A 22,329-nucleotide genomic window follows, 5' to 3' on the forward strand; every position below is an offset into this window, starting at 1 on the left:
ATGACGGACGGGGAGAGGAGGGATACGGATGAGGACGAACAAGGGGCGCATAGATGCGGAACGGATCGGCGAGTCCGGACGGGCGGACCGTACCGGGCAGCAAGCAGGAGCGGACCGGTGCGGGCTACTCGGTGAATCGGAACAAGCCGCGAAGTACGGACGGGCGGATCGAACCGGGCAGCAAGCAGGGGCAGACCGGTGCGGGCTTCACAGTGAATCGGAAAAAGCCGCGGAATATGGACTATCGAAACGAGCCGGGCAGCGCGAAGGGACGGAACAAGCGAGGCGGCTCACGCGCGCAGGGTCGGCACGCGCCTGTACCAACGTGCGGCAGCGCCGCAGCGCCGCGACGAAGCTCTTCGTGCTGCTCGCGCTGGCGTGCGCGCTGCTCGCAGGCTGCGGCACCGCGGCGACGAACGGCACGACGTCGCGACCGGCCGCCACATCCGCGTCCGCCTCGGCCTCGTCTGCCATTGCCGCAGAGGCCGGCCCTTCCGCTTCGCCGTCCGGCGCGACCGCCGGCGAGACGGGCGGCGGCTCGCCTTCGCTATCGGCTGCGGCAGGAGGGCAATCCGCGCCTCCCGCATCGTCCGCGGCTCCGTCGCGGACGCCTGCGGTAGACGCGCCGTCGTCCACTCCCGCGTCTGGCGGAACGCCTTCGGCGACCGGCAAGCCCTCGGCCGCTCCCTCGCCGGGCAGCGGCGGCAAGACCGGCGCCGCCAAGCCTTCGTCCCCAGCCGCGACAACGGAGCCGGAAGCGGAGAACATTACGCTGTCCATCGTCGGCAACGCCGAGTGGGGCGAGGTGCTGAAGGCGACGTCCGTGCCGCTCAAGAAGAACGACACCGTTGCCGACGTCCTGAAGCGCGGGGCCAAGGCGAAGAAGCTCGCTTACGAGATTCGCGGCAGCGGGTCGCTGGCGTACGTGGCGGGCATCGACGGGCTCTTCGAATTCGACGACGGGCCGACGAGCGGCTGGAAATACAAAGTGAACGGCGAGGTGGCCGACGTCGGCGCAGGCGCTAATAAGCTGAAGCCGGGCGACGCCGTGGAATGGTTCTATGTGTCCGAGGACGCGGAAGCGCAGGCAGACAAGGATGCGGCGCCATGAGAGAGGGCTTCGGCTTCCGGTCGCTGCATCCGATCGTCGCGATTGTCTACTATGCCGGAGGGATGACCTTCGGCATGTTGTTGTTCCACCCGGCGGTGCTCCTCGCGGGCTGGCTCGGCGCGGTCCTCGCGAACGTCGCGCTGGACCGGGCGGCCTCGCTGCGCAGATGGGCGGTGCCGATGCTGAGCGGCATCGTCATCGTCATGATCGTCAACCCGCTGATCTCCCATCGGGGCCGGACCGTGCTGACCTACCTGGGCGACATGCCGATCACGCTCGAATCCGTCGCCTACGGCGCGACGATGGCGATCATGCTGCTGAACGTGCTCACGCTGTTCGTCACCTACCGTCTCGTGCTGACGGAGCAGAAGTTCCTCTACTTGTTCGCGCGGCTGCTGCCGAAGACCGCGCTGGTCGCGATGATGGCGACGGGGCTCATCCCCCGGCTTCGCCGGCGGCTGGGCGACCTGACGCTGGTCCAGCGCACGCGCGGGATCACGGTGACGGAAGGCGGGCTCGCGCATCGGGCGCGCAGCGGCGCGCGGCTGCTCCATTCGCTGCTGGCTTGGTCGCTCGAGGATGCGCTGCAGACGGCCGACTCGATGCAGGCGCGCGGCTACGGCACGGGAGAGCGCAGCGCGTACGTCTCCTACCGCTTCCGCGCGCGCGACGGCATCGCGCTTGCCGCGCTGGCGGCGGCAGGCTCGGCGCTGCTGACCGGGTGGGCGTACGGCTATGGCCTGCTTGCCGTCTATCCGCGCCTTGAGACGCTTGCCCTTAGCGGAGGCGACCGTCTCGTGGCGGCCGTTTACTTCATCTATATCGTACTGCCGCTCGGCTGGGAATGGAGGGATCGAAGCGCATGGCGAGCATCGAATTGGAGCAGGTAACGTTCACCTACCCGGACGCGGATCGTCCTGCGCTGTCCCGCGTCTCGCTGCGGGCGGCGCACGGCGAGTTCGTCGTGCTCTGCGGCGCTTCGGGCAGCGGCAAGTCGACGCTGCTCCGGCTGATCAAGCGCGAGGTGTCGCCCGGCGGCCGCGTATCCGGCGCCATCCGCATGGACGGCATGCCGGTCGAGCGCTGGGCTTCGCGGGAGGCCGCGGCCGCGATCGGCCTCGTCATGCAGCATCCCGACAACCAGATGGTCGTCGACACCGTCGAGCATGAGCTCGCGTTCGGCATGGAGAACCTCGGCCTCGAACGGAACGCGATGCGCCGGCGGATGGCCGAGATGGCGGGCTTCTTCGGACTCGAGCCGCTCCTGTCCCGGCGGACCGACGAGCTCTCCGGCGGACAGAAGCAGCTGGTCAATCTCGCGGCGGTGTTGATGCTGCAGCCGCGGGTCCTCCTGCTCGACGAGCCAATGGCGCAGCTCGACCCGCTGGCGGCTAGAGAGCTTCTCGGCATGATCAAGCGGCTGAACGAGGAGTGGGCGATGACGGTCATCCTTAGCGAGCACCGCATCGACGAGCTGCTGCCGCTCGCGGATCGCATCGTGCGGCTCGACCGCGGCGAGGTCGCTTTCGACGGGACGCCCCGCGCCTACGCGCGGGAAGCCGTCCGCCGCAGCGATCCCGCCTGGCGGCTGTCGCTGCCCGCCGTCACCCGGTGGGCGCTGGAGCGGGAGACGGCAGCCAGTCGGGGGCTGGAGCCGCCCCTGTCGGTGAAGGAAGCCCGCAGCTGGCTAGAGGCATCAGGCGAACGTCCGCCTGCCCCGGGAGTGGCTGCATCTTCCATGCCGCCGGCCGGGGCACATCCGAAGCACCTTAATCAGGCGCTCCTAACGGCCGAAGGCGTATTCTTCGCCTATGACAAGCACGCCCCTGCGGTCCTGCAGGGTCTCGAATGGGAGCTGCGCGCCGGCGACTGGGCCGTCCTGTTCGGCGGCAACGGCAGCGGCAAGTCGACGCTGCTCCAGCTGCTCGCCGGCCTGCGCCAGCCGCAGCGCGGCAAAGTCCGCCTCGCGGGCGCGAAGCTCTCGCGCATCTCGCCGGCGGAGCGCTACGCCGCCATCGGCTACCTGACGCAGAACCCGGTGCTGCACTACGCGCACGATACGCTGCGCGAAGACCTCCGGCAGGCCGCCCGGCACGCGGGCCTGCCCGATCCGGCCGCGGCGGCGGAGCGAGCCGCGGAAGACTTCGGGCTGGCGGCGCTGCTGGACCGCCACCCGCACGACCTGAGCGGCGGCGAGCAGCAGCTCGGCGCGCTCGCGATGACGCTCATGAGCCGCCCGCGGCTGCTGCTGCTCGACGAGCCGACCAAGGGTCTCGATCCGCTCGCCAAGCTGCGGCTGGCGGAGCATCTGACCGCGCTGCATCGGCAAGGCACGACGCTGCTGCTCGCGACGCATGACGTCGAGTTCGCCGCATCCTACGCGACCCGCTGCTCGCTCCTGTTCGGCGGGGTCATCGTCGCGGACGGGGCGCCGGACGCCTTTTTCCAAGACAATCTATTCTACGCCACGTCGCTGCACCGGCTGTTCCGGACGCAGGGGCGGGCGGCCGAGGGGGCGGGCGCGCGATGAAGAGCAGACTGCCCGCATGGCTGGTCGCCGGCGTACTCGCCGCGCTCTATCTCGGCTTGGCCGTCTTCGCGCTGAAGCGGGGCAATTCGCTCTTGATCGGCGTCGTGCTCGTGCTGCTCTCCATGATCCCGTTCCTGCTCCGGTTCGAACGGCGGGAGCGCCAGGCGAGGGAGCTCGTGCTCCTCGCGGTGCTGGCCGCGATCGCGTCGGTGAGCCGAATCCCGTTCGCCGCGCTGCTGCCGGGGTTTACGCCGGTCACCTTCGTGGTCATCGTCTCCGGCGTCGTGTTCGGGGCCGAAGCGGGATGGATGGTCGGCGCCGTCAGCGCGCTCGTGTCCAATCTGTTCCTGGGGCAAGGGCCCTGGACGCCGTGGCAGATGTTCGCTTGGGGGCTGGCCGGCTATACGGCCGGACTGCTCGCCCATCGGCGTCCCTTCTGGCGCAGGCGGATGCCTCTCGCCGCCTTCGGCGTCTGCTGGGGATTCCTGTACGGCTGGATTATGAACTTGACGCTGGTGCTGGATTTCTGGACGCGGGATCATTCCTGGTCCGCGATCGCCGCGCTGTATGCGGCAGGGCTGCCGTTCGACGGCGTGCATGCGGGAGCGAATTTGTTCTTCCTCGGCGTCTTCGGGCCGGCTTGGATCGCGTTGCTAGAGCGCTATAGACGCAAGTACGGAGCCCTGCAGCGTACGCTGTGGGAAGAAGGAGGCGACGCTTCATGGGTACACCGGAACGGTTGACGGAATCGGAATGGAAGGTTGCGCTGGCGGAATTGGGCAATTGGTCGGTCGAGGAGGGCAAGTGGCTCATCCGCAAGGTCATGTTTCCCTCGTTTCCGGCGGCGATCGAATACGTCCGCCAAGTCGCGGCGATCGCGGAGGCCGACGACCACCATCCCTTTATCGCGATCGACTATCGCAAGGTGACGCTCAAGCTGACGACCTGGCATGCCGGTGGGCTGACCCGGCTGGATTTCGCCTCGGCGAAGGCGTACGAGGCGTTGCTGAAGCGCGATTAATCCAGGGAACAAGTCCTCCCAAGACATTCGTGTGAAGTGTTCAAGGTCGTCTCTAGCCCGTGTGGGCCAGGACGGCCTTTTCTCTTATTTTTCATCAAGTCTACTCTTGGTATGCGATATCAGCTAGAATTATGGAAGCGATATCCTAGCAAGGGAGCGATTTGCAAGATGAGGACCATGCGGAAAAATGAGATTGGCGGCGGTTCGACAGAGTCGCGATCGGAGCGGAAGGGGCACAGGCGAGCGGGGCAGTGGCTAAGGATAGGATTGGCGGCGGTCGTGCTGCTGGCAGCCCTCATACAGTCGCCCTATCCGGCTTCGGCGGATACGGGAATAGGGACCGTAAACGTAGGCAATACGCCTCTGGCCATGGTCGTCAATCCGGATACGAACAAGATTTATGTCGCGAACAACATGGCAAACACCGTTTCGGTTATTAATGGGGAGACGAATTCGGTCATGAATATGGCCGTGGGCCTTTCACCTCAGGCCATCGCGCTCAATCCGGCGATAAACCGGATCTACGTCGCGAACGGGCTCGGTAATAGCGTATCCGTGATCGACGGCGCGACGGACAGCGTGATCGCGACGGTAGGCACGGGGGCGCTGCCGAACGCGATTGCCGTGAATCCGTCCACCAACATGATCTATGTCACCAACCGGAACAGCGACAACATGACCGTCATCGACGGCGCCACGAATACGGCGACGGCAGCGGTGCCGGTCGGAATCTATCCGGTGGGGATTGCCGCGAATCCCCAGACGAACAAAATCTACGTCGTAAGCGGGGTTAGAGGAGGAAACGTCGGTACAGTTACCATCGTTGACGGCGTCACGAACGGAACGACATCCCTGCCCGCAGGCAAAGATCCCGCGGCAGTCGCGGTGAATCCGACGACCAACCGGATTTACGTTACGAACTCGTTAGACGCCACCGTTACGGTCATTAACGGCGATACGAATGCGGCCTCAACGATCCCTGTTCAGCCAGGTCCTTCGGCTCTAACGGTGAATCCGGAGACCAATAAAATCTATGTGGGGGGAGGAGGCAACCAAGTCACGGTGATCGACGGTTCCGTGCAGCCGAATGCAGTCCAAACTACAGTGGCGACAGGGTTATATCCCTATGCGTTAGCAGTGAACGAGATCACGAACAAGATCTATACCGCTAACTTGCTCAGTAACGACGTTACGGTGATCGACGGCGAGTTGAACACGGGAAGCACGATTGCGGCGGGAACTTCCCCTTGCGCGGTTGTCGTAAATCCGGTCACCAATCGCATCTATGTCGCCAACCAATTGTCGAACAGCGTCACGGTGATCCAAGGCTCGTCGCGGCCGCAGGCGGCGATACCGGCGGCGAGTCCGCCGGGCGGCGCGGTGGCGTCAGGCACGGAGGTAAGCCTGTCTACGCCGACGAGCGGAGCGACGATCCACTACACGACGGACGGCAGCATGCCGACGGTTGCCAGCGCGGTCTACAGCACCCCGATCCCGGTGACGGGAGTCATGACGATTAAGGCGATCGCGGTAAAGACGGGGATGACGGCCAGCCCCGTGATGAGCGAGAGCTACACGATTATGGGCCAGGCGGCGATACCGGCGGCGAACCCGCCGGGCGGCGCGGTGGCGTCAGGCACGGAGGTGAGCCTGTCTACGGCGACGAGCGGAGCGACGATCCACTACACGACGGACGGCAGTACGCCAACGGTTGCTAGCGCGGTCTACGGCGCCCCGATCCCGGTGACGGGAGCGATGATGATCCAGGCGATAGCGGTAAAGACAGGAATGACGGCCAGTCCCGTGATGAGCGAGGCGTATACGATTCTGCCGGCTCCGCCGGAGGGCGGCGGTCCCGGACCTGGTCCTAGCTCAGGCGCCGTACGTTCCTCGAACGCCGATCTACGGGAGTTGAAGGTCTGGGAGGATGGCAAGGTTATCCCGTTGAATCCGGCATTCGATGCAGGTACGACCGTTTATTCCGCTTGGCTGAAGGGGGACCGAGCAGAGCTAACCGCGGCTGCGGCGCATTCGGCCGCACAGGTCAAGCTGCAGGATCATGTGCTCGCAGACCGTACGAAGGTGAGCCTGCAAGAAGGGGACAATATCTTCGATCTGGTCGTTCAGGCGGAGGATGGTCATTCGAAGACGTATACGCTACACCTCCATCTCGAGCCTTCTGCTTGCAAGGCTGCAGATATAGCCGGCCACTGGGCCGAAGAATATATTCAGCAGGCGCTCTCGAATCACATGGTTCAAGGCTACCCGGATTGTACGTTTAAGCCCGACCACCCGGTCACCCGGGCCGAGTTCACGGTGATGCTCGCTCAGGCGTTGAAGCTGGACGCCGCGGTCAAGACGCTTCCTTTCACCGACAAGGAGACGATTGGGGATTGGGCGAACGCGGCGGTGATTCAAGCCGTCGCTGCGGGCATCGTCAACGGCTATGAGGATGGCAGCTTCCGTCCGAATGCGAATATTACCCGCGCGGAGATGGTGTCGATGATCGTCAAAGCGGCGGGGCTGTCTCTTGATGCGAGCAGTTCCGCGGCGACCGGATTCGCAGATGATAAGGCGATCCCGCAATGGTCCAAAGGGGCGATAGAAACCGCCAAGAAGGCGAAGATCCTATCTGGACGCGCAGGTAACCGATTCGAGCCAAACGAGACAGCGACGCGCGCGGAAGCCGTGACCATGCTGTTGCGAATGCCGGAGCCGAGATAAGCGCCCAAATCCGAAACGGTGCCATTCCGCAGCTATTCGGATGAGCCGGATTAAGGCGGGCGACGGGATATGATCAGATCGCGATTACCCAGGGGCCGACGCCTACGGCCAATCGCCTAGAGGGAACACCGAGCTCACCGCCGCCATCCATTTGTAGCGAATTCCGCTGTACCATTAGAAAAGCCGTTCACGCACGCTCTTGGAGGAGCGCCGCGGGAACGGCTTTTTTTTTGGCCTGAGAGGGCCCCTGCTGCTTCGTTAGTCGTCTCTGGCTACTTTTGAGAACAGCGACAGTGCATACAGCGCGGCTACGCCGACGACAATGTATACGATCTTGGATCCGACTTCGGTGCTGCCTCCGAAGATCTCGCTGACCACATCGTACTCGAACAAGCCTACGGATAACCAGTTCAAGCCACCCAGGATGACGAGGATCAAGCTGATCACATTGAGTACTTTCATGAGAAGAGAACCCCCTTCGCGCGAATTGGCCTTACTCCGACGATTCGAATATCGTCTCCGATAAAAACGTTCGGCCATCGTTCAAAGACGGCACAGCCGTTTTTACTTTTACACCCTATGAGTGATCTTGGAGAGTTATGCCAAAATCGGGCGGGGGCGGAACCATCTTGGGCCGGCGCCGTACTAAGTCCTAATAAGAGAAGGAGGCTGATCCTGATGAACTGTCCGGTTTGCGATGATTCGCGCATGCGCGAAGTAGAGAAAAACGGCATTCTGATCGATGTATGTCCCGCCTGCAAAGGCGTATGGCTGGACCGCGGAGAATTGGACAAGCTGATGACCGACGTCCGCGAGGTCCGCGAAGATTACAATCAATGGCATTACCGCGACGACGACGATGACGACGATCGCCGCAAGCGGGCGAACTACAGCCAGCCGCCCCAATACAACCAGCCTGGCAACTACAATCAGGGACATAACCCGAACGCGGGCCATGACCTCCACTACGGCAACCACAAGGGTCCCTATAAGAAGAAAAAGAAATCCGTACTCGACGTGTTCGGAGACTTGTTCGATTGATCGTTCGGCCTAGCCTGAATAGACCATGCAATAGACCTGTACAGTACCGTGCGACGCCTGCCGCTCGTACTGGTCTTCCACCTTGAATCCGGCCCGCTCGTAGGCGCGAATCGCCCTCGCGTTCCACTGTTCCACCTCGAGGTCGATCTGCGCCCCGGGCTGTCGGGATGACGCCTCCATCGCGATCGCGCGAGCGAACGCCGCGCCCCAACCCTTCCCGCAACAATCCGGGCGAAGGCCCATACCCAGCCGAACGACCCCTTGCATAGGAAAGAACTGCGCATATCCGATCAGCCGGCTCTCCGCGTCGCAGACGGAGGCGTACTGCTGCCTGCGAATCTCGGGATCGCCGAACTCCCGCCGCTGCACCGTCATCATCGTCCACGGCAGCCAGCGGAACATCTCGTAGGGCGGAGGGTAGCGCCATTCGCAGATGGCCGCGCCGTCCTGCTCCGTCATCGGCCAGAAATGAAATTCAGGCAAGCTCACTTCCCGTTCCCCTCTCGTCCCTTGGTAGACCAAGCATACCATAGATCCTTGGCCTTGGCGGCTGGAATTCCGAGGCGGTTCCAGGCTGCGGCGGCGCATGGTATGATAGGAAAGTCGGCTGTCCGAGACGGATGGCCGGGAGGGAGAATGGAAGAATGGTACGGCTTGTCCTCTTAGGCTGTCTTGCATACTTAACGATCGGACTTGGCCAGCTCGTGGTCGGCGCGGTCATGGAACCGATGGTCCATGCCTACGGCGTGCAATACGGCGACGGCGGCCAGCTTGTCATGAATCAATTCCTAGGCGGCTTGGTCGGCACGCTCTGCGCGCCCTGGCTGCTGCGGAAGCTCGGCAAAAAGAGATTGCTCCTCGGCGCGCTCGCCTTTATGCTCGTCGCCGAGTTGTCCTATACGCTCCTGCCGCCATGGGGCGTCATGCTCGCGATCGCGCCGGTCGCGGGATTCGGCTTCGGCATCACGGAGCCGGTCGTCGGTTCGTTCATTATCGGCTCCGCAGGGGACAAAGCGAACACGGCGATGAGCCGTGTCGAGGTTTTCTTCGGGGCGGGCGCGCTGGTCATGCCGTTCGTCGGCGCGCTGCTCATCGACATCGAGCAGTGGAGATGGGCGTTCGGGCTGGTCGGCGTCCTGTCGGCGATCACGCTGCTGTTATGGGCGTTCTTCTGGCCGTCGATCCTGAATCGGCCGTTGGACGCGGAAGCCGCGCATGCCGGGAGCGCGGATGCTCCAGCTCGCAAGAGCCTGCTCGGCCGCGGCCCGATGCGTTGGGTGCTGATCACGTGCGCGGTATTCTTCGCGATCTACGTCGGCTTCGAGATGAGCTTCGCGCATTATCTGCCGTCGCTGCTCGTGCAGAACAACGGACTATCCGACGCGACGGCGACGCTCGCGCTCAGCGCCTTCTGGGGCGCGATGACGATCGGACGCCTGTTCGCCGGGCAGCTCGCCGACCGTTGGGGCGGCGTCGCCTACTTGCTCTCGATGTGCGGCGCGGCGGCGGTCATGTTCGTCCTGATGGGCGCGCTGGGAGGCGCGGCCGCCATGTTCGTGCTCGCGTTCGGCGCGGGGCTCGCCATGTCCGGGATGTTCGCGGTCGCGCTCGTGTTCGCGAACCGCTCCGCGCCGGGGATGACGGAGCGGACGACCAGCATGCTCATGGCCTGCGGCTTGCTCGGCGGCGCGGTGCTGCCGAAGGGTACCGGCTGGTTCCTCGACCAGTACGGCGCGGACGCGACTCGCTGGATGCTGGCGGTCCTCGCGGTGCTCATGTTGGCCGTGATGGCCGCCGCGGCGGCCGCGAGCCGGTCCGCCCGCTTGTCTAAGTTGAATCCGAATCCGAATAGCATCTAACCGATGGAAGGGGATTGTCCGAATCATGTCCAATCAACAGCAGTATGTCGTGTCTAAGAAGTGGTTGCTGGCCCGTCTATACGAGCCGGATCTCGTGATCGTCGATTGCCGCTTCCAACTGGGCAAGCCGGCGTCCGGACAGGAAGCCTACACGGAGAGCCACATTCCTCGCGCGGTTTACGTCGATCTCGAGCGCGACCTGTCAGCGCCGATCGGCGAACACGGCGGTCGGCATCCTCTGCCGGATGTCGAGACGCTGGCGGAGCGGCTTGGCCGGGCGGGCATCAGCCGCGAGTCGCGCGTCGTCGCGTACGACGACCAGGGCGGCGCGATGGCTTCGCGTCTATGGTGGGTGCTGCGCTATCTCGGCCATGAGCAGGCGTACGTGCTGGAAGAGGGATTCTCGGCGTGGGTGCGGGACGGCTATCCGACCACGGCAGAGCAGCCGGTCGTCATCCCGACGACGTTCGCGGCTTCGCCGCGGACGGTCATGCTGGTCGGCGTGGAGCGCGTCCGCGAAGTCGTCGCGCGCGGCGGGGCCGTGCTGATCGATTCGCGGGACCCCGAGCGGTACCGCGGCGAGGTGGAGCCGCTCGACCGCAAGGCGGGGCACATCCCGGGCGCGATCAACCGCGTCTGGAGCGCCGGCCGCCGCGAGGACGGCACGTGGAAGTCGCCGGAGGAGCAGCGGGCGCGCTTCGCGGAGCTGCCGCAGGACGGCGAGATCATCGTGTACTGCGGCTCCGGCGTCACGGCGACGCCGAACGTGCTGGCGCTGCAGGAGGCCGGCTTCACGAACGTGAAGCTGTACGGCGGCAGTTGGAGCGATTGGATCTCGTATAGCGAGAATCCGATTGCGACGGGAGAAGAGTAAGAGACGTAAGGCCGCGTCGGACGCGGGTTTGGGGGCTGTGGCAGGTTGCCGGGAGGCAGGCTGCTGCAGCCCTCTTTGGGCATTTCGTGCAACAGCTTGCAAACAAGAAATCGGAGAAAGCAGAGTCCGACCGCCTTCTGGAGAGGAGATTTCTCAAGGGGTTATTGATGGCAATTGGGGGTTGCGGGCTCCCGCAACTACAGCGTTCTTTACTTTTCGCATGGGGTCAGCAAATAATGGCGTATATATTCCTGAAGAGAATGGCCAGAACTATCCGAGTATTGAAGTCATCATTAACATAAGCGACCTCTTTGTTGATAATCAAATCAAAGAAAGAAGGTGGATTTATTCAGATGAAAAAGCTCATAGACATGTTAAAGAAACGAGGGAGATTAAATATCCGTACAGATATGCCGCTGGTGCTACTGGCGGTAATGGCTGCTATTGCGATTCCTCGCGTGGTCGTAGAAGACTTGCATCTTCTTTCGCTGGAGTCGCCACTGTATAAGGTGCTTTCAATAGGCCCGTTTCTAGTATATCTTGCCGTTGCTTTGTTACGAAAGAACAAGAGACCGTTGTATGACTATATAGTTTTGGGTATGCTGCTTGGCCTGTTCGTGGCTATAACCCATCAGATTACCATGGAAATACCTGAGTATAAGGTTAAATGGAATGACTTTTTCAGCCCGGCACTGGAAGAGATAGTCGTTCGCTTCGTGATATTTATAAGGATGCTTGCGACTCACTTCATAATAGGAATCGTTTTTGGATTGATAGCCAGCGCAGTTTGCTGGATTCGAGAGAGAGGAGCGAAGAATCCACCCAGGGATTCTTCCTCATCGTCAGCACAGCTTCAGCGCCTTGCTCCAGCGCTGGGCTTACTTCTTCTTGCGCCATGGGTGGGTGAATTTTTACTGGGAGTCAGTCCGCTCAGGAACATCCTCGGGTTTCCGCTGATTCTGCCGCTGTATGGTGGGGGCGCCCTGCTTGTTCGAGAGCTAACCCGTCGCACTGGCCGCGGTTGGCCTACCCTATTTCTGCTGGCTGCGGCATATGGCGTTATCGAGGCGGGTCTCGTTGATCAATCGCTTTTTAACCCAGCCTTCTTAGGCCTTGAATCTCAGAAAATTACACCTATTCCCGTTCTGGGTATCAGCGCCTACAACGCCCTGGCTTTTGTGGCGGGACATGTCATTTGGAGTATCGGCGTCCCTATAGCCATAGTTGAGATGCTGACGCCTGCCAGAATGACGGCACCCTGGCTAGGTAAAGTGGGTCTGTCCATAACCGGTGGATTGTACCTTGTGGGCTGTGCCATCGTTTTTAACTTTATATACGCCGATGAAAAATTCGTAGCTTCGCCAGCGCAGCGAATAGGTGCTCCCGCTGTGGCGCTCACGCTAATTGCTATTGCCTTCGTTATCAATAAGAATAAGGATCTTGCTGCTCCTTCAGCCCGCCCGGTGCCGAAGCCATGGCCTCTTGGAGTGGGTACGTTTGTAGTAGCAAGCCTATTTTTTATGAAGCCTGAAAGTTGGGCTGGTGTAATTATAGGCATATTCATCTTGTGTATCGTGTCGCCGCTCGTAGCCCATTGGTCACGGCAGCAGGAGTGGAGCTTGAGGCATCAGTTCGCATTGGTTGCCGGAGCTTTACTTACGTATGCATGGGGAGGCTTTGCTATGACAATATTGTTATGGCCGGATGACTTTCTAGCTTGGATAGGCAATGTGCTCTTTTCGTTGATTGCCGTTGTGTTGCTGATTGTGACCTCAAAGCGTATACCCCAGACCCCTTAGGCAATTAGGCCGAACATTCATTCCAGCCACCAACAGCTTCCGGTTTGAAAACAATACAGGATGCTTCTGCGCGATCTGGCGGGGGATTATTACTTTAAGAACTGATCTAGAACGACAAGTTTTGTAGGATTGCCTTACGGCATAGATTTGAACGGGCCTCTTCCGCTCATTCGGCGAAGGGGCTTTGATGAAGCCCTGCGCCCCATCCGGAGCGATTGGAACGCATCCATTATTCTGACTCACATGCGACCGATTGCTACAAATACAGCTAACGCCAAGAATACAATGTTTACGCCAATTTGTTGGTATTCTTTACGCTTAGCATGGAATACGGCTCCGAGAAAAACAATGACGGCCAGCCCGATTGCGGCAAGCGGCGTCAAGACAGGTACGATATTTGTCGCTTGAGGCAAAATCAACCCAAGTACCCCTACCAATTCCGCGACTCCTATAAAGGCAACGAACCCTCTCGCCACTTCTCCCGCCCAAGGCCAGGACGCTTTTGCTTTTTCATACTGAAACGCCTTCATCCAACCGGAAAAAATAAATCCTAATCCTAAAATCCCTTGCGTAACCCATAACGCGATATTCATGGTTCGTACTCCTCTTCTTGTACGTCTTCAACACCCAGATATATAATAATTTGTGGGGTACCGATTCGGAAGTAGGCACTCAAAATAAACATAGTATAGAAAAGGAAACCTTAAGAGGGGAAAGGGGAGAAGGGCTTTCATGCCTACTTATTGTAAATTTGAAACGGCGTTGGATATCCTTGTCGGGAAATGGAAGCCGGTTATTCTGCTTCGCCTTTTTGCAAATGGCACAATGAGATTCAGCGAACTTCAAAAAGCGATCCCGGACATCACAAAAAAGATGCTCACGCAACAGTTAAGGGAATTAGAATATCACGATATCATCCATCGCGAGGTTTATCACCAAATTCCTCCCAAAGTCGAATATTCCATTACGGCATACGGTCAACGAATGACCCCGTTATTGCAGGCTATGAATGACTGGGGAGTTGCTCATATCGATCATTTGAACGAGCTGTATGGGGAAGAGCCGTCTGCGGAATGAGCCTCGATCTGCTTTGCTATGTATTGAATGACTGCTTTGGGCACTTCAAATTTTCGATCTCATCACGCAATTGCATCGCCATCAATCTCCCGGCGCTCCGATTTGCAGAAATCCATTTAGTCAGAATGCCTCTCTTCCAGTTAACTCCAAAGTAAGGGGGTGGTATAGTGAGGAATGTTTTCTTGGCTGTAATAATTATTCTGTGTTTTCTAGCCTTGTATTTGGTATTTATCAAACCGTTCTCTATTGATGACAGTGAAACTGCGATCCAAAGGTCCATTGAACATTCTACAGATCAACGCCCTATTACAATACAAAAGGTTAAAGATGTTGGGAAATTAAAAGTTGTATTGTTCACAACTGTAAACCACATTGGGGAATCTATATTGGAAAAGGGCATTAACAATAAACTGCGTATTAGGAGAACAGGCCATGGAACGTCAAAAATAAGATATTTCATTATTGAGTCTGCCGGTTCCCGTTATATTGCTCTACTGGGTGAAAACAATAATCTTGGAAGTGCAAAAATCTCAGTCGGCGGGGTGGTTTATAATTTCGCTATTCCGCAAGAGCGTTTTTTCATTTGCTTAGAAAAAATAAATAATCCTCACGAATCGGTCATCGAATGGGTTGTCCTTTATGATACGACAAAGAAAGAAGCTCTTCGCATTAACTTGCCCGAGGATATTAATTTGGATTGAGAAAAAAGCCTAACACAAATTATTTACCCTGTTACTATATACACGGCTGATAAAATTCCGTCATTTCACTAAAGGAGTAAACTCATTCGTCATGGTGATAATGGTCCGGGACGGCTTCATCGCCTCTTCGCGGGACTATTCGAGCCCTCTTGTCATGAATGAAGCTTTTGGCAGGCTTCCGGAACTTTTCGCTGCACTGACTAGCAAGGAAGAATCGTAATAAGGTATAGATCAAAGGCGTATGTTATCCGGGACGATGCGCTGCTGCGGTTGAGGAGCGGCGGCGTAAGGATGGAAGAACTTGATCCAAATATGAGTTGCGGCCGGTATTGACTAGGACGCGAGTTTAAGGGCTGTGACAGGTTGCCGGGAGGCAGGCTGCTCGCGGCCCTTTTTGGCTTTTCGGAGACCATGAGAAGGATCCAGCCACTGTTGTGCTGCCTTGCTCTTCCGGTTCCCAGCCGGCTTGCTGTTTTAAATATTCACAAATTGGTCACTTATGAGGAAGTTTCCACGCTCTCTATAATAACAAGGGTAAACAGAAAGGATGATGGAAGTTGCCGACAACGAAGAAAGAAGAAATTTATTTCGGGTTGATGATGTGCTTGGGGATGGTCGTATTCATGACATTTTATAATTTATTTACTCACGGCATGATGGACACGATATCCCTGAAAGGAATACTCATTCAACTTATTGCGGTCTATATTACGGCGTCCTTATTGGAATTATTTATCGTTGGACCCGTGGCAAAGAAAATCGCATTGTCGTTACCCTATGACAAATCTAAGAAGGTTCTTGTGATTCTATTCCTTGCCTTTTTTATGGTGAGCGGCATGGTTCTATGTATGTCTCTATATGGACTGGGGACTGCTTACTTTTCAAACAGTCTAGTTGGAGAATCCTTGCTTGAGAGTTACTTTTCCTTTGTATTTACCAATTTTATTTTTGCATTCCCGCTACAACTCCTCATTGTGGGACCGCTTGTTCGGTATGTATTTCGTAAATTCGTTAAAGCGAGAAGAATGACGGAATCATTCAGATAGAGCTATGCTAATTTGGCTGTTTGATCAAGGTCTTCGTTGTATGCCAAGATCGAAAGGCCGGATCGCCCCACAAGGGGGCCCGATTCGGCCTTCGTCTGTTACGGGCATGTACCGATGGGTACGAGGATGTGCCGTCTAGTAGGGTAATCCCTATGAGGCGTTGACATCGTCGTTCTTCGCCACAGGGACACTCTGATCCTGCACGGGCTGGGCGGGCTGCTCTGCGGGCGGCTTAGCTTTGGGCTTGCCGCGCAGCCAACGCCAGACCCCTACGGCTGCTGCGGCGATGACGATGCCGAACTTCTTGAGGGCGATGAGGATGATCGCGAGCAAGCCTGCCTTCTTGGCTACGGCCAGACCGGCGCCGCCTACGACCAATGCCGCCAATCCCAAGTTCGACTTTTTATCCGTAGAGGAATTGTAATCCTCATACCGTTTGCCTTCCTTAATGGAGAGTCCACTAAGAACTTCGGACTCCATCTGCTTCCTAGATTCGGCTAGATGCGCGGGATCGCTGACCAGAATGACGGATACATAACCTTCTCTCGTCAATACGCGAACGTTGTAGTTGACGACTTTATCCTGATTGACATCGTGTGCGATTAGCGACCAGGTTAGACTATGCAAGCCTTCATCATAATGCGGGGCGGTCTCCCATCCGTCGACGAACAAGTGGTTGGCTTCGTCTAGCTTCTCGTTTGCCGCCTCGGTACCATCCTTGTAGCTTTGCAGCAGCTTGTCGGCATCGATGCTCGTCTTATCGTCGTCGGAGATATGTCCGGCATCGTCGTACTCGAGATAAACCATCCAATCGCCTTCCATCGGAACGACGGCGCCGATCTCGGAGTCCGAAGGTAAGTTGCCGTTCTCGGTCTCGAATGTCTTCGTATCCTCGGCGTTCAGCAAGGAATAGCCTTCCGGCAGCTTCAGATCGGCTAGTCCGTCTCCCAACCCGACGGTCTGACCGCTGCCGGACACCCATTGGAGCTCCGTCTCCGCGGATGCATGAAGCGGGATGCTGATGCTTGCTAGTAGGAGTAGCAGCATCCCATGCCATCTAAATCTTTGCGACCATTTTGTCATCATCTCGACACACTCCAATATATTCATATTCACCATAATATAGGATAGATAGGAAGAGATAAAGAAGAATTTTGTCGGATACTGGAAATTCCTAATGCTAGAGACATGTGCGGTTCGAATCATGATTAGGAAGTTAGACGGGTCGCATAAAAGGTCGGGTAGCTTTCGAAAAACAACCGGAATACTGACAGTCAGGTGTCAGTCGGGGGTGCTTAGAATAGCAATATAAAGGCCAATCAGGATTCGAGGAGGAAATGGAGAATGAACAATAAACAAACATTGCGAGGGTTTGCGACCGTCAGTTACTGGGCGGATGATATGGAGGCGGCAAAGGCATGGTACTCGGAGCTGCTGGGCATTGCACCTTACTTCGAACGCTCCGGACCGGATGGCCGCCTCGTCTATGCCGAGTTTCGCCTTGGGGACTACCAGCACGAACTTGGTCTGATCGACCGTCGTTTCGCTCCCGCGCGTGCAAAGGATTCCCCGGGTGGTGCCATTCTGTACTGGCAAGTCGACGATGTCGAAGCCACGCTTCAGAAGTTGAAGGCCATGGGAGCGGAGGAGTATGAGCCGGTCATCCACCGCGGCGGGGGATTCGTCACGGCTTCTGTCGCAGATCCCTTTGGTAACGTGCTAGGGATGATGAACAATCCGCACTATTTGGAGATCTTGAATGCTAAAACGAACGGTGAATAGGGCGATGATCATCGACAAGATCGTGCAAGCTCATACGCGACAAGAATGGTTACCTATTAGGGTCGTCACAGCGGGGGAAGAGTAAGGGGCGGAAATGTCGCGTCGGACCGGGTCCGGTCAGGTTAAAGAAAGAGTGGGGGAATACACCAAAGCGAAGGAGCGAGTAAGGGGTTATGCTAGGTTTCTTCATCTCCATCGTCGCTTGGTTGGTCGGTGTTGTCGTGTCGCTGGCACATCGGGCCTCATCCTCCGGTCTCCTTCGATTTCGACCCGATCAAGTAACCGATAATCGTCGATTCGACGGGGAGCACCACGAGCGTCCATAGCTCCTTTAATCCGAAGTCGGCCGAACGGTATTTCACGGGCGTCAACGTATAGACCAGCGCGATGAGAAGGATGCCGAGCGCGATCGTGCCGACAATGTACAGACGGACGTTGTCCCCCGAGCCGAAGAACTTGCCCAGGAAGCCGAGTTCGGCTTTGCGTTTCTCGCTCTCCACGTTCGCCGCTATGATCTTGCTGGCAACCTTAGGGTCCTGGATCTCGATCTTATTCATGCTCCGAGACCCCCTCGCCCGCGTAGAACGTAAATGTCAGCGACCAGAAGGAGGCATCCGAATTGATCGTCACCTCGTAACGCAAGGAAAGTCTGCGATTATGGAGTACGCCCAGATGGATCATATCCTGGTTGCCGGTCGGCTTGCCTCGCGGAAAGTTGACGCACGCGATTCGCACCTCGTTGTAGCGAACAAGCCGGATGTCCGTCATGAAGTCATCCCTCTCCTGCTCGCGTTCAATGCAGAACACGAATTTTAGTGGCTCGTGCTCCTCCGACAGGATGATCTCGATGGGATTCATCCCATAGGCGAATACTCTGCCGTGATAGACGACTTCGAATCCGCCGGACGTAATTTTCATGGCTATCCCTCCGAGGCTATTCATCATCGTACGAGCATCATAATCTATTCTACGAATAGGATGATCGGTGCATGACAACAGTCTCGGGATCTCTTTGGTTGCAGGATATGAACTCCATTTGTAGAAGTAGTATCTATCAAGGTTGAGGAACATCCGTCTGCGTCGGAGCGGGGCAGGGGGCTGTGGCAGGTTGCCGGAGGGCAGGCTGTTCGCGGCCCTCTTTGGGCTTTTCTTAAGCCAAACCTACATGAGATCTGTGAAGGAGGACCCTTTCATGAATGAGCTTTTTAACGAACGCGGCATTCGGGAACATCACCGCCAGGCGATCAACCACTTGGTCGATCGGCTTAGTCCGGATCCGGATTATCTCGCTATCATGATTACCGGCTCTGTGGTGAAAGGATTGGCGAGAGCAGATTCGGACATCGATTGTTATCTGGTCGTCCGGGATGAGGTCTTCGAAGCGCGCAAGCAAAGAGACCGGTTGTTTTATTTCGAACAGGAAGGTTGCGATTACGAGGGCGGATATTACGACGGGAAGATCGTCAATTACGCCTTTCTGACAGCCGCGGCCGAGAGGGGAAGCGAGCCGACGCGGTCATCTTTTGCCGGGGCGCTGGTCGCCTTTTCCCGAATACCCGGCTTGGATGAGCTTGTTAGCCGCATCGCCGTATATCCGGAAGCCAATCGGGAGAAGAACTTCGCCGACTTTTTCGCTCAAGTGGAACTGTACGGCGGATATTTCGCCGATCGCGCTTTGACGTTAAATAATACGTACTTGTTGGCTCAAGCCGTCAGTCAGATCGCGCTGTTCTCGGGGAGACTGATCCTCGCCTACAATCGCATTCTCTTTCCGTGCCACAAGTCGCTGATGACCGCATTGGAGACGGCGACCGACAGGCCGGAGCGGTACCTGGAATTGCTGGAGTCGATGCTGAGGGACCCGAACCGGGAGACGATCGGCGCATTGACCGCGTGCGTTCGCGACTTCCATGATTGGGGGATCGCGCCGCACGAGGCGGTCAGCCGGTTCGTCGTGAACAACGAGTGGAACTGGATCGAGCAGGAGCCACCTCTTAGCGATCGTTAGTCGGAGACTAGATCCAGAATACAGGTGAGAGTGATCGGGGCGTTGACATCCCTCAATCGAATAGACCATGATGCGGATGCCGATACCGCATCCGCGAGGGAGCGCGAATGGCAATACCGGCGGTTGCTTGAAATAAGGGACAGCGAGCAGCTCCGAGAGCTCTCGCTGTCCCCGTCATCGTGCGGCCAACCGGCGCTATTGGCTGTGGCCTTCCTGAAGCGTACTGATCACTTTGTCGATTCGCCGCTGCCGGGTCTCCGCCGTCTTCGCGCCTTCGATCTGAAGCACGAATCGCCCTTTGTTGCTATAGGATAATCCGTCGAAGAACCGCTTCGCCTCCGCATCCCGGTCGAGACTAGGGCCGGGATGAAGCTGCAGCCGCCTGCAATCGCCTTTAGCCGCCTTATTGCAATTCCGCCAGTAGCTCATCCAGACGAGCCCAAGTCGACGAGATGCCTTCGAACATGCCCATATCCAGCACGGCCTGAAGCGCATCGGACGATGCGTACTGCGCATGGTTGATCAGCTTCGTCTTGCCTTCCTCTTCGACGAAGGAGAGCGTGATCATCGCCACCGGCATTCCCTCCGTGATATTGCCTTCCGCGTCGGAGAACGCGTCGCTGTAGAAGATGCGCTCAGGCTCTGCGATCTCATGATAGTCGGCTCTGCCCCAAGACTCAAAGCCGTAATGCTCCTGGCTCTCGTCGACGCACTTCATGCAGTAATGCCAAACGCCGCCCGGCCGGAAGTCGAAGCTCGTTACCGACAGCGTCCAGCCTTTCGGCCCAAACCAGCGTTTCAGGTGCTCCACATCGGAGAAAGTCTTAAAGACAAGCGTGCGCGGCGCGTTGAAGGTGCGCTCCAGCGTCAGTTCCCGGCCTTCTACCCGCATGAAGATTCGGTTTGCAGCGTCATGAGCAGTCATTTCCTTATTTCCTCCTCCATCTATGGGTCTACAAATCTCGTCTAGCTATCCTAAATATAGACTATTTTTTATATTCTCGTAAAGGAATGTTTAGGGATGAATCTCCTCCGATCACACATGACTGACCGGTGACTTTCAAATGATAGATTAAATCAATGTGACGGTTTTTTCCGTTGATTGCAGCGTATAGGATTGAAAAGTTTATCACTAGCATGAACGTTGTAGAATGGATTGTGAATTGACTCATCCTGGAAGGGAGTGCCAAAAATGAAGCTCAACCATGTGAATCTTACGGTCACCGACGTTATCGCGGCACGGGCATTCTTGGAGAAATACTTCGGACTTCGGACCGTCGGCGAGCGCGGAGACGCTTTTGCCGCGCTATTCGATGACGACGGGCTAGTTCTGACTTTGATGAAGGGCAAGCAGGTGAGCTACCCCAAGACCTTTCACATCGGATTTGCGCAGGAGAGCGAGGAGAAGGTAAATGAGATCAATCAGCGCTTAAAGGAGGATGGCTTCGACGTCGCGCCTCCGCAAAGAGCGCATGGATGGACCTTCTACGTGGAAGCGCCGGGCGGTTTTAGAGTAGAGGTTCTTGCCTAAACAGCGGGCTGACGAAATAGGATCGAAAGTATCCTCATCCTCGGACCGGGCCATGGCTCGGTCTATTTGTTTTGCTTGCCTGAACTGCCCGGTCCTTTTTGTCGAGATGGCGAGGAGCATCAATAGAAGCACGAGCGGCGGGGTTCGCGAAGCCGATGCAGGCGGCGGTGCAATTGACGGAATTTACCTTTTGTCCTAGTATTTAAGAAACTCAGCCCGACAGCGTTACGGTTTCTTTTCATATCGGAACAGGAGCAATGAGGATGCAGGTCGATAGGGAGCAAGAGGCAGCCGACTGCTTTATCTGCCGGAAGCATCGCGGCGATATTCAAGTTCACGGCGGAACGATCTATGAAGACGACCTTCTCTACGTGGGCCATATCTCCTCGAACGAGAAACAAGCCTACTTGGGCTACCTCATCATCGACGTCAAACGCCACACCCCCGGATTGGCCGAATTGACGGAGCGGGAAGCGCAATCGGTCGGTTCGATGCTGACCCGCGTGAGCCGTGCGCTGAAGGCCTGCGAGAAGGCGGTACATATCTACGCTGCGGCGCTTGGCGATCACGTTCCGCATTTTCATATTCACGTCATCCCTCGCTATAGCAATACGCCGCCGTCCTTCTGGGGGCTTCAAGTGCGGGAATGGGAAGGCGCGCCGCGAGGGGGGCAAAACCAGATCGAGCAGGTATGCTCGCGTATTCGCGCTTACTTGAGAGAAGACAAAGGGTAAGCATGACTGCCTTCAAGACGAGAGGATGTTGTACTTGTATCGAGTAGACGTCGTTTATGTACTGATCACCAATGAACAAGCCGATCAAGTGCTCGTGGTTAGCAACATCCATACTTCGAGTTGGTCGCTCCCGGGTGGCGCCGTGGAGAGCGAAGAGTCCTTGTCTGCGGCGGCGATTCGGGAAGCCAGAGAAGAGACCGGATTGGACGTAGAGCTGTCGGGAATCTGCGCGATCAATGAGTCCATTCTCGAAAGTAGGGGCGAACATGCGGTATTTATAGTATTCAAAGCGAAGGTCGTTCATGGAGAGACCAAGATCATTCGACCGCATGAGATCGCCGAAGTCAAGTGGGTTGGCTTCGAAGAGGCGGACAGGCTCATGCCCTATTACAAGGACGGCATTCGAGCGCTCGTCGACGGTCCGACGATTCCCTACCATAACCAAGGCAGACAGAAGTAGCTAAACCCGATGGCGAGAATGGAGGCGCTTG

The 22,329-nt window shown here is 57.6% G+C and carries 26 protein-coding genes; 18 read left to right on the top strand and 8 right to left on the bottom strand.

All coding sequences use genetic code 11. The features are described 5' to 3' along the window. Window positions 1–28 precede the first annotated feature (28 nt). The 6 genes from H7C19_RS06395 (at window position 29) to H7C19_RS06420 (ending at window position 7,386) form a co-directional block, all read left to right on the top strand. Entirely contained in the window at window positions 29–1,111 is a 1,083-nt protein-coding gene (locus H7C19_RS06395; RefSeq protein ID WP_185141750.1) for a DUF4430 domain-containing protein, read from the top strand. Beyond that, complete coding sequence (locus H7C19_RS06400; protein ID WP_185141751.1) at window positions 1,108–2,001, top strand: energy-coupling factor transporter transmembrane component T; 894 nt, start codon at window positions 1,108–1,110, stop codon at window positions 1,999–2,001. Before H7C19_RS06395 ends, H7C19_RS06400 begins: the two co-directional genes overlap by 4 nt. Continuing rightward, entirely contained in the window at window positions 1,974–3,641 is a 1,668-nt protein-coding gene (locus H7C19_RS06405) for an ABC transporter ATP-binding protein (protein ID WP_185141752.1), read from the top strand. The genes H7C19_RS06400 and H7C19_RS06405 overlap by 28 nt, the downstream gene beginning before the upstream one ends. Further along, a complete protein-coding gene (locus H7C19_RS06410) occupies window positions 3,638–4,384 on the top strand; it encodes an ECF transporter S component (protein WP_185141753.1) in 747 nt (248 codons plus the stop codon). The genes H7C19_RS06405 and H7C19_RS06410 overlap by 4 nt, the downstream gene beginning before the upstream one ends. Then, window positions 4,363–4,662: a 4a-hydroxytetrahydrobiopterin dehydratase gene (locus H7C19_RS06415; protein ID WP_185141754.1), complete on the top strand. Its 300-nt coding sequence runs from the start codon at window positions 4,363–4,365 to the stop codon at window positions 4,660–4,662. Before H7C19_RS06410 ends, H7C19_RS06415 begins: the two co-directional genes overlap by 22 nt. 177 nt (window positions 4,663–4,839) lie before the next feature. After that, a complete protein-coding gene (locus H7C19_RS06420) occupies window positions 4,840–7,386 on the top strand; it encodes a chitobiase/beta-hexosaminidase C-terminal domain-containing protein (protein ID WP_221469074.1) in 2,547 nt (848 codons plus the stop codon). A 258-nt stretch (window positions 7,387–7,644) separates the two neighbouring features. On the opposite strand, the gene H7C19_RS06425 is transcribed toward H7C19_RS06420, so the two are convergent. Then, window positions 7,645–7,848 (bottom strand): DUF378 domain-containing protein, encoded by a 204-nt coding sequence (locus H7C19_RS06425; RefSeq protein WP_185141756.1) that lies wholly within the window; start codon window positions 7,846–7,848, stop codon window positions 7,645–7,647. 216 nt (window positions 7,849–8,064) lie between these two features. On the opposite strand from H7C19_RS06425, the gene H7C19_RS06430 reads away from it, so the two are divergent. Then, window positions 8,065–8,427: a TFIIB-type zinc ribbon-containing protein gene (locus H7C19_RS06430; protein ID WP_185141757.1), complete on the top strand. Its 363-nt coding sequence runs from the start codon at window positions 8,065–8,067 to the stop codon at window positions 8,425–8,427. A 9-nt stretch (window positions 8,428–8,436) separates the two neighbouring features. Here H7C19_RS06430 and H7C19_RS06435 read toward each other — a convergent pair whose 3' ends face one another. Further along, window positions 8,437–8,916 (bottom strand): GNAT family N-acetyltransferase, encoded by a 480-nt coding sequence (locus tag H7C19_RS06435; protein ID WP_313731429.1) that lies wholly within the window; start codon window positions 8,914–8,916, stop codon window positions 8,437–8,439. A gap of 155 nt (window positions 8,917–9,071) precedes the next feature. On the opposite strand from H7C19_RS06435, the gene H7C19_RS06440 reads away from it, so the two are divergent. The 3 genes from H7C19_RS06440 (at window position 9,072) to H7C19_RS06450 (ending at window position 12,959) form a co-directional block, all read left to right on the top strand. Continuing rightward, window positions 9,072–10,286: an MFS transporter gene (locus H7C19_RS06440; RefSeq protein WP_185141759.1), complete on the top strand. Its 1,215-nt coding sequence runs from the start codon at window positions 9,072–9,074 to the stop codon at window positions 10,284–10,286. Between the two features lie 25 nt (window positions 10,287–10,311). Continuing rightward, complete coding sequence (locus H7C19_RS06445; RefSeq protein ID WP_185141760.1) at window positions 10,312–11,160, top strand: sulfurtransferase; 849 nt, start codon at window positions 10,312–10,314, stop codon at window positions 11,158–11,160. Window positions 11,161–11,474: 314 nt separating this feature from the next. After that, window positions 11,475–12,959, top strand: coding sequence for a hypothetical protein (locus H7C19_RS06450; RefSeq protein WP_221469075.1), 1,485 nt, complete (start codon window positions 11,475–11,477; stop codon window positions 12,957–12,959). 239 nt (window positions 12,960–13,198) lie between these two features. On the opposite strand, the gene H7C19_RS06455 is transcribed toward H7C19_RS06450, so the two are convergent. Further along, window positions 13,199–13,552 (bottom strand): DoxX family protein, encoded by a 354-nt coding sequence (locus H7C19_RS06455; RefSeq protein ID WP_185141762.1) that lies wholly within the window; start codon window positions 13,550–13,552, stop codon window positions 13,199–13,201. 139 nt (window positions 13,553–13,691) lie between these two features. Between H7C19_RS06455 and H7C19_RS06460 the strand changes: the two genes are divergently transcribed. From H7C19_RS06460 to H7C19_RS06470, 3 genes are all read left to right on the top strand, one after another. Beyond that, on the top strand, window positions 13,692–14,036 hold the full coding sequence (locus tag H7C19_RS06460) for a winged helix-turn-helix transcriptional regulator (RefSeq protein ID WP_185141763.1): 345 nt from the start codon (window positions 13,692–13,694) through the stop codon (window positions 14,034–14,036). Window positions 14,037–14,218: 182 nt separating this feature from the next. Then, the gene (locus H7C19_RS06465) at window positions 14,219–14,737 is read left to right on the top strand and encodes a hypothetical protein (protein WP_185141764.1); all 519 of its coding nucleotides are present in this window, start codon (window positions 14,219–14,221) and stop codon (window positions 14,735–14,737) included. Window positions 14,738–15,294: 557 nt separating this feature from the next. Further along, window positions 15,295–15,783: a DUF2798 domain-containing protein gene (locus H7C19_RS06470; protein ID WP_185141765.1), complete on the top strand. Its 489-nt coding sequence runs from the start codon at window positions 15,295–15,297 to the stop codon at window positions 15,781–15,783. Between the two features lie 150 nt (window positions 15,784–15,933). On the opposite strand, the gene H7C19_RS06475 is transcribed toward H7C19_RS06470, so the two are convergent. Continuing rightward, window positions 15,934–16,830 carry a DUF2167 domain-containing protein gene (locus H7C19_RS06475; protein ID WP_185141766.1) on the bottom strand — a complete coding sequence of 299 codons (897 nt, stop codon included), beginning with the start codon at window positions 16,828–16,830 and terminating at the stop codon, window positions 15,934–15,936. A gap of 297 nt (window positions 16,831–17,127) precedes the next feature. Between H7C19_RS06475 and H7C19_RS06480 the strand changes: the two genes are divergently transcribed. Beyond that, window positions 17,128–17,565: a VOC family protein gene (locus H7C19_RS06480; protein ID WP_185141767.1), complete on the top strand. Its 438-nt coding sequence runs from the start codon at window positions 17,128–17,130 to the stop codon at window positions 17,563–17,565. Between the two features lie 242 nt (window positions 17,566–17,807). On the opposite strand, the gene H7C19_RS06485 is transcribed toward H7C19_RS06480, so the two are convergent. Together H7C19_RS06485 and H7C19_RS06490 are read right to left on the bottom strand one after the other, a co-directional pair. Beyond that, the gene (locus tag H7C19_RS06485) at window positions 17,808–18,122 is read right to left on the bottom strand and encodes a hypothetical protein (protein ID WP_185141768.1); all 315 of its coding nucleotides are present in this window, start codon (window positions 18,120–18,122) and stop codon (window positions 17,808–17,810) included. Continuing rightward, entirely contained in the window at window positions 18,115–18,483 is a 369-nt protein-coding gene (locus H7C19_RS06490; protein WP_185141769.1) for a DUF6864 domain-containing function, read from the bottom strand. Before H7C19_RS06490 ends, H7C19_RS06485 begins: the two co-directional genes overlap by 8 nt. Window positions 18,484–18,757: 274 nt before the next feature. On the opposite strand from H7C19_RS06490, the gene H7C19_RS06495 reads away from it, so the two are divergent. Then, window positions 18,758–19,573: a nucleotidyltransferase domain-containing protein gene (locus H7C19_RS06495; RefSeq protein WP_185141770.1), complete on the top strand. Its 816-nt coding sequence runs from the start codon at window positions 18,758–18,760 to the stop codon at window positions 19,571–19,573. Between the two features lie 195 nt (window positions 19,574–19,768). Here H7C19_RS06495 and H7C19_RS06500 read toward each other — a convergent pair whose 3' ends face one another. Together H7C19_RS06500 and H7C19_RS06505 are read right to left on the bottom strand one after the other, a co-directional pair. Beyond that, window positions 19,769–20,002, bottom strand: coding sequence for a YdeI/OmpD-associated family protein (locus tag H7C19_RS06500; protein WP_246469325.1), 234 nt, complete (start codon window positions 20,000–20,002; stop codon window positions 19,769–19,771). Then, window positions 19,977–20,498 carry an SRPBCC domain-containing protein gene (locus H7C19_RS06505; RefSeq protein ID WP_185141772.1) on the bottom strand — a complete coding sequence of 174 codons (522 nt, stop codon included), beginning with the start codon at window positions 20,496–20,498 and terminating at the stop codon, window positions 19,977–19,979. The genes H7C19_RS06500 and H7C19_RS06505 overlap by 26 nt, the downstream gene beginning before the upstream one ends. A gap of 267 nt (window positions 20,499–20,765) precedes the next feature. Between H7C19_RS06505 and H7C19_RS06510 the strand changes: the two genes are divergently transcribed. The 3 genes from H7C19_RS06510 to H7C19_RS06520 all read left to right on the top strand — a co-directional run bounded on the left by H7C19_RS06510 (window position 20,766) and on the right by H7C19_RS06520 (window position 22,298). Then, window positions 20,766–21,104: a VOC family protein gene (locus H7C19_RS06510; RefSeq protein ID WP_185141773.1), complete on the top strand. Its 339-nt coding sequence runs from the start codon at window positions 20,766–20,768 to the stop codon at window positions 21,102–21,104. Window positions 21,105–21,367: 263 nt separating this feature from the next. Further along, window positions 21,368–21,838, top strand: coding sequence for an HIT family protein (locus H7C19_RS06515; RefSeq protein ID WP_246469326.1), 471 nt, complete (start codon window positions 21,368–21,370; stop codon window positions 21,836–21,838). 34 nt (window positions 21,839–21,872) lie between these two features. Then, window positions 21,873–22,298 carry an NUDIX hydrolase gene (locus tag H7C19_RS06520; RefSeq protein WP_185141775.1) on the top strand — a complete coding sequence of 142 codons (426 nt, stop codon included), beginning with the start codon at window positions 21,873–21,875 and terminating at the stop codon, window positions 22,296–22,298. Window positions 22,299–22,329 lie beyond the last annotated feature (31 nt).

It is taken from the genome of Cohnella nanjingensis (assembly GCF_014212125.1).
GTDB classification, from domain to species: domain Bacteria; phylum Bacillota; class Bacilli; order Paenibacillales; family Paenibacillaceae; genus Cohnella; species Cohnella nanjingensis.

What these genes read in the sequence shown, in the direction of transcription:
- H7C19_RS06395 (WP_185141750.1), top strand. Translation starts at nt 29, where the DNA reads ATGAGGACGAACAAGGGGCGCATAGATGCGGAACGGATCGGCGAGTCC.
- H7C19_RS06400 (WP_185141751.1), top strand. Translation starts at nt 1,108, where the DNA reads ATGAGAGAGGGCTTCGGCTTCCGGTCGCTGCATCCGATCGTCGCGATT.
- H7C19_RS06405 (WP_185141752.1), top strand. Translation starts at nt 1,974, where the DNA reads ATGGCGAGCATCGAATTGGAGCAGGTAACGTTCACCTACCCGGACGCG.
- H7C19_RS06410 (WP_185141753.1), top strand. Translation starts at nt 3,638, where the DNA reads ATGAAGAGCAGACTGCCCGCATGGCTGGTCGCCGGCGTACTCGCCGCG.
- H7C19_RS06415 (WP_185141754.1), top strand. Translation starts at nt 4,363, where the DNA reads ATGGGTACACCGGAACGGTTGACGGAATCGGAATGGAAGGTTGCGCTG.
- H7C19_RS06420 (WP_221469074.1), top strand. Translation starts at nt 4,840, where the DNA reads ATGCGGAAAAATGAGATTGGCGGCGGTTCGACAGAGTCGCGATCGGAG.
- H7C19_RS06425 (WP_185141756.1), bottom strand. Translation starts at nt 7,848, where the DNA reads ATGAAAGTACTCAATGTGATCAGCTTGATCCTCGTCATCCTGGGTGGC.
- H7C19_RS06430 (WP_185141757.1), top strand. Translation starts at nt 8,065, where the DNA reads ATGAACTGTCCGGTTTGCGATGATTCGCGCATGCGCGAAGTAGAGAAA.
- H7C19_RS06440 (WP_185141759.1), top strand. Translation starts at nt 9,072, where the DNA reads ATGGTACGGCTTGTCCTCTTAGGCTGTCTTGCATACTTAACGATCGGA.
- H7C19_RS06445 (WP_185141760.1), top strand. Translation starts at nt 10,312, where the DNA reads ATGTCCAATCAACAGCAGTATGTCGTGTCTAAGAAGTGGTTGCTGGCC.
- H7C19_RS06455 (WP_185141762.1), bottom strand. Translation starts at nt 13,552, where the DNA reads ATGAATATCGCGTTATGGGTTACGCAAGGGATTTTAGGATTAGGATTT.
- H7C19_RS06460 (WP_185141763.1), top strand. Translation starts at nt 13,692, where the DNA reads ATGCCTACTTATTGTAAATTTGAAACGGCGTTGGATATCCTTGTCGGG.
- H7C19_RS06475 (WP_185141766.1), bottom strand. Translation starts at nt 16,830, where the DNA reads ATGCTGCTACTCCTACTAGCAAGCATCAGCATCCCGCTTCATGCATCC.
- H7C19_RS06480 (WP_185141767.1), top strand. Translation starts at nt 17,128, where the DNA reads ATGAACAATAAACAAACATTGCGAGGGTTTGCGACCGTCAGTTACTGG.
- H7C19_RS06485 (WP_185141768.1), bottom strand. Translation starts at nt 18,122, where the DNA reads ATGAATAAGATCGAGATCCAGGACCCTAAGGTTGCCAGCAAGATCATA.
- H7C19_RS06490 (WP_185141769.1), bottom strand. Translation starts at nt 18,483, where the DNA reads ATGAAAATTACGTCCGGCGGATTCGAAGTCGTCTATCACGGCAGAGTA.
- H7C19_RS06495 (WP_185141770.1), top strand. Translation starts at nt 18,758, where the DNA reads ATGAATGAGCTTTTTAACGAACGCGGCATTCGGGAACATCACCGCCAG.
- H7C19_RS06500 (WP_246469325.1), bottom strand. Translation starts at nt 20,002, where the DNA reads ATGAGCTACTGGCGGAATTGCAATAAGGCGGCTAAAGGCGATTGCAGG.
- H7C19_RS06505 (WP_185141772.1), bottom strand. Translation starts at nt 20,498, where the DNA reads ATGACTGCTCATGACGCTGCAAACCGAATCTTCATGCGGGTAGAAGGC.
- H7C19_RS06510 (WP_185141773.1), top strand. Translation starts at nt 20,766, where the DNA reads ATGAAGCTCAACCATGTGAATCTTACGGTCACCGACGTTATCGCGGCA.
- H7C19_RS06515 (WP_246469326.1), top strand. Translation starts at nt 21,368, where the DNA reads ATGCAGGTCGATAGGGAGCAAGAGGCAGCCGACTGCTTTATCTGCCGG.